The sequence below is a fragment of the Enterobacter cloacae complex sp. IR5402 genome (genome assembly GCF_049238125.1).
GTDB lineage: Bacteria > Pseudomonadota > Gammaproteobacteria > Enterobacterales > Enterobacteriaceae > Enterobacter > Enterobacter hormaechei_C.
In genome coordinates this window covers 476,012-488,240 of record NZ_JBMKHO010000002.1, presented here as the reverse complement: position 1 = coordinate 488,240, position 12,229 = coordinate 476,012, and the positions used below count along the sequence as shown (strand labels likewise).

Sequence of the window (12,229 nt, the reverse complement as noted above, 5' to 3'; positions counted from 1 at the left end):
CATCACGCAACGGTATTCGGTCAGTCTATGAGATAGCTTTCGTCCATCTCTGGGTCAACTTCAAATCTCTCAGTTTCAAAATAGATAAGACCTACTTCTTTTGGAACGGCATCTAGTTTGTCGAGTACGGCATTAATTCGAGCGCATTGCTCAGCGTTGATATAGAAGCGATGGTCGTTTAACCAATTCCGAGAATCATGATAGTTGTCGAGCGTTGCCGCCTCCAGTGTTACGACACATTGTTCTATTTTTGAACGACTGCACAGTCGCTTGATTTGAGGAATGATATCGACTGTTCGATCATCCGACACGACGATCGCAAGCCTTCGAGTGCCGCTCGTTTGTACGTAACGCACTCCGGAATTATACCGAGATCCCCTTGATGGCGTACACTCATCGGTCGCTTCACCGTCGAGAATAATCCCGATAGCATGGCAAAGACCAGCAGGATCAAGCAGTATTGTGCCATCAATACCGCTGACACTTCGAAGGAGTGATTCAGTGAGCTTAGTTGGCACGATTCTAGTACCTTGCTTGCAAAGTCGATTCGCCTCGCAGGCCGCATCTTCCGCAACGACAATCATGCTCCCATGCCCCTGACTGGTTTGGGTCATCAGAAGGTTCCACAAGTGCAATCCACTATCTTGTGAAGACAACGGAAATAGTCTCGCGTAATTTGCCAGGAAGGCAGCTTTGTCAAAAGGCTCCTGTGGAAGTTTGGGCACAGCATATTGACTGAGAAGCAGTGCTTGGTTACCGCAGTACAACTGCCAGTGATAATGATCTATAAAATCTACCGTGAACGCATCTTGTGCACTGGGATCGTGCGACTTCTTCAGTCTCCCAAGTCCATAGATGTACTGACTATTTGCGATAATGCCGACACCTGATGCCGCCATCTGCAAGACTTTCCGAACCCATCGTGGCTCACGAAAGGGAACTGGCTCAACAAACTTCGCCAGGAACTCAACCGCCTCGTTATCTGGATCGACGAGAATGAGCTGACCTATGCCTTTCGCCCCCTCGTACATAAGAGAGGAGACAAGGTTCAAAGCATCGAAAAGATCAGTATGAATGTATCTTCGTTCGATCGAGAGGCCTGCGGTGTGCAGAAAGTCGTTTGCAGCAATCCGTATTATTTCCTCGGCATCTCTCATACTGCCATGGATAAATCTTCCTGGATCAGGGTTATGCAATTCCTCGGTAGCCTCACGAAGAACCGCATACATCGCTGCATGTATCAGACTACGAAATCCATGTCCTTGTTGGCTTTCGTCAACAGACTTGGAGAGCAAAGGAGGGAATTTCTCGAAAGTGTCGTTTGGAATCTGTATGACTGGGGTGACATAATAGTCGTCTATTCGCCTAGACTCTCCGCAAAATGACGTTACGTTTTGCTCGGTATCAAAAGCATCAAGTGCCTTACTAACCGATGTTCGCACTGAGTCGCGACGTATCCACTCTGGCTTGTCGCGCATGCTTGGCCCATCACCAAAAATCATACTCTGTAACCGATGATTCTTGTAAATCGATTCAACTGAATCCAGCAATCCTTCAAACAAAGATAGATGCCACTTACCATCTTCTGGCTCTACGCATATCGGATTCGCATTTTTACTGCCAGGGCGGCGAGCACCAACAAGTAGCACTTCTGCATCAGCCGGTGCACCCAATTTTTTCAGTACATTACGTGCCAGAATCTGGATGTGAATTCTGTAGCTGTCCTGATATCCCCACATAAAAAGGTTAATGATGCTACCTGCCACCTCGATTTCTCCTGCTTGCTGTTTGCCGTGCCCTAAGACCAGCAGTTTTGTCGACTCACTTCACCATTCATTCCACATTTTTATTGCAGCGTCGATAAACGCTTCCGCATCGGCTTTCTCCCATGAGGTATGTGTCCCCTCCCAAAGCAAGTAATACTGTTCATTGGCGCATACCAGCTTGTCTTTATCTGCTTCTGTCTGAATCCAATTCATGGCATTGACAAAACAATCAGCATAACTGGTGCCAAACTTTTCATTTGGCACGTTGTAGAGTAGACCTTCAAGGTAATAGGAAGGTGCAAGTCCTGACTTCAATTTTCCGTCAGCAATGAGTTTACTTCGAAGGTTCTTCAGTACGCGAACCATGGGCTTTAGCCATTTATTACTGGCCTGATGTTTTAAGGTGAGATTTTCTGAATGCTGCTTGGGGTAATTGGCAATCCGTTCACCAGCGCCATTAAAGAAACAGATGCCCTCATCGTATTGTGAGTCGTAATGCCCCTTGAATTTCCAATAACGACGAAACTGCATTGATGCGATAACGTCAGCTTTGCGCCTACTTCCATTTGCCGCTACAACTATGGCCTTATCTCCGACCTTAACATCAGACCCGAAGCGCTCTGTAAGAGCCTCAAGCACATCTTGCTTAAATTGAGTATACGAGTAGGTTGCAGGAACAAATGCACGGTCATACGCATCTTTGTCTTCTGGTGATAACTGTGTGAGGTCACTGTAGTAGACATCATCAAGACATATGACTACATCAACGTCACTTTCAGCATAAATGTTAGTATCGTTTCCATAGGAGCCCTGAAGGAATACTTTAAAATTCTTTCCATGATACTTAGTGTTTGCGCTCTCTAATGCATTCTTTATAATGCTATAAGTCGAGGCAGACTGTGCAATAGATCCTTGGTGGGACCATGTATCGAGCTGTGATTCAGGTATTCCCATATTATTTCGCCTCACTCATATCAGAAACTCTCTTAATTGTGCCTCACGAGCTCCAAAAGACTCCCTACCACGCTGTCGAAGGGTATTCAGTTTATCTAAATTGTACTCAAGTAAATCTGTCGCCATCTCAGGCCGTTCGAATGTGTCGCTGATCCGAATCGTCGGAATATCTTTGAATAGAATGTCGCGTAGTTGATCCATCGATTGTGTATTGATCTCTAAAGTTTTTTGAAGCAGCTGGACTGCGAGCCATTTCTTAGCAATCCGCATAAGGAGACCTGGTTTAGGTTCTGGATAGATACCAACACCGACATTTATAACCCGGATATCCTTGTGATCTTTTTTCAGAGCGACAGTGGCGTCGGCGATTGCAAACAAGGTGGGGTTGTTTGCGCAGTAACCTCCATCGATCAACTCAACCTTATCTCCTGCTGCGGTAACAATCACTTTCCTTTCGAAGAACGGATAAGCCGAGCAAGACGCTTGCACTGCATCAGCGATGCTGACCCCGAATCCAGGACTGAAGGTTCCCTTGCGACCATGGGCCTGCACAACATTACCTTTGAAGATCATTGGTCTTTCGGTCATCCATCGAGTTGCGACGATGCCAATACCCATCAGAACATCTTCGAATGTCTTGTCTTGAAAAACTTCCTTAGCCAAATCCTGGAGCGCCATTGTTCTTGCCGCAGCCGACCGGCTGGACATAACTCGTGGTACATGTTCGGTGTACAGTGCGTGTATTTGATCTACTTCGTATCCTAGAGCGATGAGCGCGGCAATAATCGCACCGGTGCTAGTACCAAATACAAGATCAAACCTCTTATATAATGGGCACCCAAGCATAGCCTCAATTTCCTTGAGGACACCCAGCGTATAAAAGCCCTTTGCACCGCCACCATCAAGTGCGAGAACACGGCATATGTTGTCGTTGCCGTACTCGGTGAGTAGTGATGACGGCGAAACAGAGTAAGTCATTCTTTTGCACTCCTTGTTCACTACGAGGATATCCAACTAGTACCGAACAATTTATAAAAGCTGGAGACTTCAAGTAGTCCGAAACCTGCATAAACCAACAGCGTGAGCGGATGGATCTCCATCAAATCGCATAGTAGGCTAACTTGTTCGAGGTAGGACTTTTAAGGTCGCGTTCCATCGAAATAAGGTAGATAAAATACCTCTTGACTCACACCACGGCCTCCCTCATCTGTTGCAGAGCATTGGGCAACGATGCTTTAAGCGTCTTCATTCTGTACTTTACCTAAACACCTAGAGTTGCGGACATATTACACAATAGGGCCTAAACCTATACTATTCATTGATCTATTTTTACGCATTTGCCACTTTAATAAAATCCACAACTGCGGCTTCACTCAAAAGTGGAGAGTCCGGCCAGTATTTACTGCATTACGTGCGTCAATTGCTGTACCCATACGGTTCTGCGAATAGATAACTTTCATATCCACCCCATCCATGGAACACCAAAGTAACGATCAGCATATCCGAGGTTCACTCAACCCAGCCTTACGTAACCCGCTACTATTGGTGGTCATTTTGGTGGTCTTGACAGAAAGTGGATTCAGGTTTAGCTTGAATATTAGCCAGTTACTGGCAAAGGCGATCCCAGTCAGAGGAGCCAAATTTAAAAAGCCTGCTTTTAGAGCAGGCTTTTTGCTTTTTTGCGTTCGGTAAAATTGTCGGGTGGCGGCTTCGCCTTACCCGACCTACGTGATAACAGTCCTGTAGGCCCGGTAAGCGCAGCGCCACCGGGCAACAGAGTGTGCGATTACTCGCCTTTCGCGTCGACGTTTTTGATTTCGCCCATCACTTTCAGCTTCTTGGAGATGTCGCGACGCTCTTTGGACAGCTCAGCGTTTTTGATGATGTAGTCATCAACGCGATCTTCATAATCGCTCTTCATGCTGGCGATGATGCCCTGAATAGCTTCAACGCTCATACCTGGCTTGATGTAGTCGCTCAGGTTGTCCAGCAGCAGGACACGTTTCTGGTTGTCACGGATCTTCTTCTCTACGTCCTGGATTTCGCGCTGTAGCTTGTTTTTGCGGCGGAACAGGCGGACGAACTCCAGAACATCCTGGAACGAAGGCTTGGTAGTTTCCATTTTTACACCCCTGATAATGTGAGATTCGGATTCGTTAAAGCAACCGTTTTAACAGACAGCGGCTGCGAATGACAATGAGTATATCGTTTAAAACCATCATAACCCTAATTGTTGCTGAATCGAAGCAGCAGGCATCACATACGCTTTTTATTTGCGCAGAGCCCGGCAAATCAGCTGCGATAACAACTCCAGCTGCCGCGCCAGCTCCATACTCAGCCAGACATAACCATGGATGGGCGTTTCCGCCACATTGTCGCCCTGGCGCTCATTCATCAGCTGTTTGAGCTCGGCGACGATTTCGTTCAGCCGCTCGCTGTTCGCCCGTATCGGCTGCGGGTTACCTTCATAGAGCGCATGAGCGATGGTCAGCAGGGTTTGTTGCGTCATCTGCTGCGTCTCTTTCAGCGTATGCGCGTTGAGCATCAGAAGATGGCTGGGGCGTGAGGCCCAGTGGGCATTGATTTGCAGTTCAAGCATACAGACCAGATTACGGCTGACCGTCTGAATAGCTTCAAAGATGGCTTTCTGGATATGGGTTTCTTTGCTTGCTGGCGTAATTAACCCGCGCATTTTGACCACATCATTGAGGATTTTTTGCAGATGCTTTTCCAGCCGCGGACGCTCAATCAGATTCGGCGAAAACCCGGCCTGGTAGACCCGGTTAAATGCCGTGACGTAGTTTGCCATCTGAATGCGCCAGTGCAGGAAGGCGCGCTGCGGCCAGATGCCGGTAAACAGCATGGCGAGCAACGAGCCGAGGATCACGTCCCCGCTTCGCCACAATGCGGTGGTCATATCGCCCGCCGGTGCGCCGACCACAACCGCGAGCGTAATGCCAATCAGCAGCGCCTGATACGGTTTCTTGCCAAGGGCCAGCCATCCGCAAAGAAACATCGCCACCGCGCACCACAGCAACATGAACGGAAACGAGATCAGCTCCAGTTTCAGGGCGATAAGCCCAAGCGCTGAGCCTAAAACGGTACCGCCTATGCGTTCGAAAGCGCGAGGGACCACGTTCCCCCAGAATGAGATCGGCCCCATCACCACCACCAGCGTGATTAGCGGCCACGTCCCTTCCGGGATATCCAGCAAACGAACCAGTACGAAGGTCAACACAAACGCCAGCGCAATGCGGCAACCGTGCACCACGCGATAATGTTTGTATAACCGAATTTCAAAAGGGGTTAATGACTTGTCGGGGCGCACACCCGTCTCCAGCTCTACGGCAAACCACAATTGTACTGTGTTTTCAGCCGGGTGGATCGCGCCCGGCTGAAAAACCCTGCGTTTCGCAGGATTATCCCACTTTGTGCTCTACCGGTACAAACATCTCAATATCCCAGTAGCCGTCAGCATTGCCATCGTTCAGATAGCGTTCGAAGCAGGGTTTTGCTGCAATCTGGAATTTGCTGTCTTCCAGAAGGGAGTTGAAGAACTGATACCACGGCGTGGCGAAATCATGATTTTCGACGCGCGCGGCAGCAATAGCATACTCTCCGGCAGCAATTTCGGTCATCATCACCCCTTCGCTGTTTTCAGGAATAGTGAAATCGTCCGCTACCGTTACGGCGGTAACGCAGCGGAGCTTTTCTGCCGGCACGTCATCCGGATTGTCATAATAAACGGCCACCCACTCCTGCGGCTGAATATGACGACCATCTACCCACATGACCAGCTGTTCAAACCCCTGCTTGACCGTCTTTTCCCACGGCCCCACGAGATGAAAGCCTGCAATCGTACGTTTCTGTTGCTGCCTGATGCTGTAGTCCATGCTGCCTCCGTTTATTACTGTATATATATACACTGTAAAGCAGAATCGAGATTATCGGCAATCCAGGAGTATTTATTATGTGAGCAGACTCGCAACACTGCCAGTCTGCCCGAAAAGGTCAGAGTTTATGATGCAGATAATCGCCAAGACGGGAGAAAAGCCCACCCTTTTCAACGCTTTCCAGCGTAACCAATGGCCAGTGCGCGACCACCTTGTCACGATCGTACAGCTGGATCTCCCCTACCCGCTGATGCGCGGCGATCGGCGCTTCCAGCTCTTTTTTATCCATCACGTATTTCGCCTTGATGTTCGGCACTTCCGATTTGGGTAATGCCAGCCAGAAGTCCTGATCCGTGCCCAGCGCGATCTGCTCTTTATCGCCGTACCAGATGCGCTCGGTTCCCACTTTTTTACCGTTATGCAGGATCTGCACCGTATCAAAATTTTGCTGTCCCCAGTGCAGCAGCTTGCGCGCCTGATCTTCACGTCCTTTCGGGCTGTCTGCCCCCATCACCACCGCAATCAGTCGACGCTGACCGTCCACCGCTGAGGCAATCAGGTTAAAGCCCGCGCCCGAGGTGTGTCCCGTTTTCAGGCCATCCACGTTCATGGTCTTATCCCACAGCAGGCCGTTGCGGTTCTGCTGGGTGATGCCGTTCCAGGTCAGGCTCTTCTCGCTGTACATGTGGTAGAACTCAGGCTCGCCGTGAATGATGGCCCGGGAAAGCACGGCGAGATCGTAGGCGGAGCTGTGCTGACCCGGTGCATCCAGCCCGTGTACGGTTTCGAAGTGGGTATCGCGCAGGTTCAGTTTTTCAACATAGTCATTCATCATCCTGACGAACTGCGGCTGACCGCCCGCCACGTGATCCGCCAGCGCCACGCAGGCATCATTGCCGGAATCAACAATCAGGCCGCGACTGAGATCGCGCACGGAAACCCGATCGCCCTCCTTCAGAAACATCAGCGACGAACCGTCAAAGACCGGATTGCCTTTTGCCCAGGCGTCACGTCCGACCGTCACAATGTCATCGGGGCTGATGCGGTGGCTATCAATGGCGCGATCGACAACGTACCCCGTCATCAGTTTGGTCAGGCTCGCCGGATTGCGCTGCTGATGTTCGTTGCCCGCCGTTAAGATTTGACCCGTGGTGTAATCCATCAATACCCAGGAGCCAGCCTGGATGGCAGGCGGCTGAGGTGAAAAATCCAGCGGCTCGGCAGCCAGCGCGGATGAAATACTCGAAGCGAGTAAAGAAACAGCAATAAACAGACGGCGTTTCAACGGTATATCCTCAGGTCAGTAAAAATCGATGACCTTTTTACGGGAGTTCTGATGTCGTTACCTGCCTTAATTGCAAAAAAATGTGACAGAACGCAGATTTTTTCGGAACAAATCTCGCAAATTTCTTGCCTGACGGTGCTTTTTGTTCGGACTGCTCACCCCAATCGTTTACCATAGAGACGTCAACTTTTAACAGGATGAGATTACTGGTGTCTGACTCTGCCGCGCGCCCGACTTTTTTGTTCCACGATTACGAAACCTTTGGCACCCATCCGGCGCTGGACCGACCGGCGCAGTTTGCGGCTATCCGTACCGATGACGAATTTAACGTCATCGGCGAACCCGAGGTGTTTTACTGTAAGCCCGCCGATGACTATCTGCCGCAGCCGGGCGCGGTGATGGTGACGGGCATCACGCCTCAGGAAGCGCGGGATAAAGGCGTTAGCGAAGCAGAATTTGCCCGTCGCATCCACGACCTGTTCACGGTGCCCAATACCTGCGTGGTGGGTTACAACAATATCCGTTTTGACGATGAAGTGACGCGCAATATCTTCTACCGCAACTTCTACGATCCGTATGCCTGGAGCTGGCAGAACCGTAATTCACGCTGGGATTTGCTGGATATCATGCGCGCCTGCTATGCGCTGCGCCCGGAGGGGATTAACTGGCCGGAGAACGACGACGGCTTGCCGAGCTTCAGGCTCGAGCACCTGACGCGGGCCAACGGCATTGAGCACAGCAATGCCCACGACGCGATGGCAGACGTTTACGCGACCATCGCTATGGCGAAACTTGTAAAAACCGCGCAGCCGCGCCTGTTTGAGTATCTGTTGAGCCATCGCAGCAAGCAAAAGCTGATGACGCTAATTGACGTGCCGCAGATGAAACCGCTGGTGCATATTTCAGGGATGTTCGGTGCATGGCGCGGGAATACAAGCTGGGTGGCGCCGCTTGCCTGGCATCCGGACAACCGTAACGCCGTCATCATGGTGGATCTCGCCGGAGATATCTCCCCGCTGCTTGAGCTCGACAGCGACACCTTACGTGAACGGCTCTATACGCCGAAAGAGGCGCTGGGTGACCTGCCAGCCGTACCGGTAAAACTGGTGCACATTAATAAGTGCCCGGTGCTGGCGCAGGCCAACACGCTACGCCCGGAAGACGCCGACCGGCTGGGGATTAACCGTCAGCACTGCCTCGATAACCTGAAAGTGCTGCGCGACAACCCGCAGGTGCGCGAGAAAGTCGTCGCCATTTTTGCCGAAGCAGAGCCGTTCGTGCCGTCTGAGAATGTGGATGCGCAGCTTTATAACGGCTTCTTCAGCGACGCCGATCGCGCGGCGATGAATATCGTGCTGCAAACCGACCCGCGTAACCTGCCCGCGCTGGATATCACCTTCGCAGATAAGCGCATTGAGAAGCTGATGTTTAATTATCGCGCGCGCAACTATCCCGGCACGCTGGATGAAGCAGAGCAGGAGCGCTGGTTACAGCATCGGCGCAACGTGTTTACGCCGGAGTTTCTTAATAGCTACGCCCAGGAGCTGGAGATGCTTTACGGTCAGTATGAAGGGAATGCTGAGAAGCAGGCGCTGCTGAAAGCGCTGTTCCAGTATGCGCAAGAGATTGTCTGAATAGCGGGTACAAAAAAGCCGGAGGCGATGTCTCCGGCTTTTTTTTTGCCCGATGGCGCTTCGCTTACGCGGGCCTGCGGGGTATTTAGGTCGGGTAAGACGTAGCCGCCACCCGACGCAGTCTTACGCGACGTCTTCGTACTGAGGAACCGGGTTGCGGAAGCTCTTCGTCACACAGGCCAGGTAAACCAGGCCGATACCTGCCCAAATCAGGCCAAGCACCATTGAGCTCTCTTCCAGGTTAACCCACAGCGCGCCCACGGTCATAGCACCACACATCGGCAGGAACAGATACTGGAAGTGGTCTTTCAGCGTCTTGTTACGCTTTTCACGGATCCAGAACTGAGAGATCACCGACAGGTTAACAAAGGTAAACGCCACCAGCGCACCAAAGTTAATCAGCGCCGTTGCCATCACCAGGTCAAAGTTAATCGCCAGAAGCGCGATCGCACCGACCAGAATGATGTTCATCGCCGGGGTACGCCAAGTTGGATGCACGTAGCCGAAGAAGCTTTTCGGGAATACGCCATCGCGGCCCATAACGTACATCAGACGCGCAACGCCTGCATGCGCGGCCATACCGGACGCCAGTACGGTGATGGTGGAGAAGATCAGCGCGCCGACCTGGAACGCTTTACCCGCCACATAGAGCATAATTTCCGGCTGAGAAGCATCCGGATCTTTGAAGCGAGAGATATCCGGGAAGTACAGCTGGAGGAAATAGGTCGAGAAAATAAAGATCAGGCCACCAATCAGCGCCGTCAGGAAGATTGCACGCGGAATTACGCGCTCTGCATCTTTCGTTTCTTCAGACAGGTTGCTGATACCATCAAAACCGGTAAAGGAGAAGCACAGAATCGTCGCCCCGGTAATCATCGGGATCACATGCGCATCACCAGACCAGAACGGCTTGCTGCTCGCCAGAGTGCCCGCGCCTTCACCGTGGAACACACCGTAAATCACCATGCCGAGGATCACGGCAATCAGTACAACCTGAAGCACAACGATAACGGAGTTAAAGTTGGCAACGGACTTGATGCTGCGAAGGTTGAAGGCCGTCATAAAGGCCACCAGCGCCACGACGAACATCCAGGATGGAATCGATGGCACCAGCGCTTCAAAATAAATTTTTGCCAGCAGAATGTTGATCATCGGCGCGAACAGATAGTCGAGCAGCGAAGACCAGCCCACCATAAAGCCTACCGTCGGGCTGATGGATTTCTGGGCATAGGTGTAGGCGGAACCGGCAGACGGATAACGGCGCACCAGTTTACCGTAGCTGAGCGCGGTAAAGAGGATCGCAATCAGTGCAAAGCCGTAAGCCGTCGGCACATGACCGTCCGTGAGGCCTGATACGATACCGAATGTATCGAACAGCGTCATCGGTTGCATATAGGCAAGGCCCATCATGACAACCGGAATCAACGTAAGCGTTTTACGTAATTCCACGCGAGAGGTGTTTGGAGTTGCGTTATGCGACATAGTTATTCTCCTTTACGGTGATAACCGCCACGTAAGCGAAAAATTGCCCCATTTCTTTCTTCCTCAGCGACAACAACTGTCGGATTTTAGTAAGTATCTATCCGGTACGAAGCCCGGCCTCTTGGTTTTTAGTTTCGTTTCGTACATGCAAAAAAAAATAACCGACGCCTTTTATATCGTCGATTATTTATTTGTTTGCAGCGGCGGCATTTTGCCCTATTCAAGATACAAAAGGCAATACATTGAGAAACCTGCCCATAAAATAATTTTTCTAACTGGTTGATTTACCATCATCTGCCTGAGTGTAAACTGTCGCGATAGCACTATTTGCTAAAATTTCGTCTCGCCACCAGGCGCTGGCAAGGCCGGCGGTCTGTTCATTCCAGCCCACCCATACCGATTCGTTACTGCTCTGCGCTAAAACTTTTTTTTCCACCAGCGCTCCGCTGTCAATAAACTGCTGCGCTAAATAACGGGGAAGGTAACCGCACCCCAGGCCGCTTATTTGCAGCTCTAGCTTGGTTTTAAAATCAAAAACGGTGATGGCCTCCTGCTCATCCAGCAGCTGCGATGAAATGCCGCACTCGGGGCGAGAACTGTCTCCAACCACAATGGCACGATAGTTTTTAATGACGCGTCGGGTAACCGGCTCCGGTTCATTCGCCAGCGGGTGATGAGGCGCAACGGCAAAAACCTGCTCCAGAACACCCAGCCGCGCAAAACCAAATTCGCTCAACTGGGGAGGCTCATGCAGCGCGCCAACGATGATATCCGCCCTGCCCTGCGTCAGGGCCTCCCAGGAACCGCCCAGCACGCCATTGATAAAAACCAACCGCGTGACGCTGTGGCGCTGATAGAACGCCTCAATAAGCGGGGTAAGCAGGGAGAAAGGGAATGTATCATCAACCCCAATCACCAGCTCATTTTCCCAGCCCTGATGAAGTTTGACGGCCTGTTTTTCCAGCTCGCGAACCGTATGCAGCACGTCACGCCCTTTTTCCAGCAACATCTGCCCTGTACGGGTGAAACGCGCGCGATGCCCGGTGCGGTCAAGGATTTGGATATTAAGATCGCTCTCGAGCTTTTGCACGGTGTAGCTCAGAGCCGAAGGGGTTTTATAGAGCTTCGCCGAGGCGGCGGCAAAGCTCCCCTCTTTTTCCAGCGCATCCAGAATAACAAGAACATCCAGCAGCGGTTTCATCTTCGCCCCCTTGC

12 protein-coding genes are annotated in these 12,229 nt (G+C 51.2%); 2 read left to right on the top strand and 10 right to left on the bottom strand.

Going from position 1 to position 12,229, the window contains the following annotated elements:
* Window positions 1-20 precede the first annotated feature (20 nt).
* The 3 genes from ACOTXL_RS05505 to ACOTXL_RS05495 are packed head-to-tail and all read right to left on the bottom strand — an operon-like array spanning window position 21 to window position 3,698.
* Entirely contained in the window at window positions 21-1,766 is a 1,746-nt protein-coding gene (locus ACOTXL_RS05505) for a hypothetical protein (RefSeq protein WP_001593457.1), read from the bottom strand.
* A 60-nt stretch (window positions 1,767-1,826) separates the two neighbouring features.
* Window positions 1,827-2,720, bottom strand: coding sequence for a nucleotidyltransferase domain-containing protein (locus tag ACOTXL_RS05500; protein WP_001593458.1), 894 nt, complete (start codon window positions 2,718-2,720; stop codon window positions 1,827-1,829).
* A gap of 15 nt (window positions 2,721-2,735) precedes the next feature.
* Entirely contained in the window at window positions 2,736-3,698 is a 963-nt protein-coding gene (locus tag ACOTXL_RS05495; protein WP_001593459.1) for a patatin-like phospholipase family protein, read from the bottom strand.
* Window positions 3,699-4,193: 495 nt separating this feature from the next.
* On the opposite strand from ACOTXL_RS05495, the gene ACOTXL_RS05490 reads away from it, so the two are divergent.
* Window positions 4,194-4,412: a hypothetical protein gene (locus ACOTXL_RS05490; RefSeq protein WP_086531991.1), complete on the top strand. Its 219-nt coding sequence runs from the start codon at window positions 4,194-4,196 to the stop codon at window positions 4,410-4,412.
* Window positions 4,413-4,506: 94 nt separating this feature from the next.
* Here the strand turns inward: ACOTXL_RS05490 and ACOTXL_RS05485 are convergent, their stop codons facing one another.
* From ACOTXL_RS05485 to dacD, 4 genes are all read right to left on the bottom strand, one after another.
* Window positions 4,507-4,842: a DUF496 family protein gene (locus ACOTXL_RS05485; RefSeq protein ID WP_000450410.1), complete on the bottom strand. Its 336-nt coding sequence runs from the start codon at window positions 4,840-4,842 to the stop codon at window positions 4,507-4,509.
* A 147-nt stretch (window positions 4,843-4,989) separates the two neighbouring features.
* Window positions 4,990-6,048, bottom strand: a complete 1,059-nt coding sequence (locus ACOTXL_RS05480; protein ID WP_003859506.1) for an FUSC family protein — start codon at window positions 6,046-6,048, stop codon at window positions 4,990-4,992.
* 91 nt (window positions 6,049-6,139) lie between these two features.
* Entirely contained in the window at window positions 6,140-6,613 is a 474-nt protein-coding gene (gene sbmC / locus ACOTXL_RS05475; RefSeq protein ID WP_045337599.1) for a DNA gyrase inhibitor SbmC, read from the bottom strand.
* Window positions 6,614-6,731: 118 nt separating this feature from the next.
* The gene (gene dacD, locus ACOTXL_RS05470) at window positions 6,732-7,904 is read right to left on the bottom strand and encodes a serine-type D-Ala-D-Ala carboxypeptidase DacD (protein WP_047740833.1); all 1,173 of its coding nucleotides are present in this window, start codon (window positions 7,902-7,904) and stop codon (window positions 6,732-6,734) included.
* Window positions 7,905-8,095: 191 nt separating this feature from the next.
* On the opposite strand from dacD, the gene sbcB reads away from it, so the two are divergent.
* Window positions 8,096-9,532: an exodeoxyribonuclease I gene (gene sbcB, locus ACOTXL_RS05465; RefSeq protein ID WP_015572402.1), complete on the top strand. Its 1,437-nt coding sequence runs from the start codon at window positions 8,096-8,098 to the stop codon at window positions 9,530-9,532.
* 123 nt (window positions 9,533-9,655) lie between these two features.
* On the opposite strand, the gene plaP is transcribed toward sbcB, so the two are convergent.
* The 3 genes from plaP to ACOTXL_RS05450 all read right to left on the bottom strand — a co-directional run bounded on the left by plaP (window position 9,656) and on the right by ACOTXL_RS05450 (window position 12,215).
* Complete coding sequence (gene plaP, locus ACOTXL_RS05460) at window positions 9,656-11,014, bottom strand: putrescine/proton symporter PlaP (RefSeq protein ID WP_003859499.1); 1,359 nt, start codon at window positions 11,012-11,014, stop codon at window positions 9,656-9,658.
* Window positions 11,004-11,066, bottom strand: coding sequence for a membrane protein YoeI (gene yoeI / locus ACOTXL_RS05455; RefSeq protein WP_099458931.1), 63 nt, complete (start codon window positions 11,064-11,066; stop codon window positions 11,004-11,006). The genes plaP and yoeI overlap by 11 nt, the downstream gene beginning before the upstream one ends.
* 219 nt (window positions 11,067-11,285) lie before the next feature.
* Entirely contained in the window at window positions 11,286-12,215 is a 930-nt protein-coding gene (locus ACOTXL_RS05450) for a LysR substrate-binding domain-containing protein (protein WP_045350287.1), read from the bottom strand.
* Window positions 12,216-12,229 lie beyond the last annotated feature (14 nt).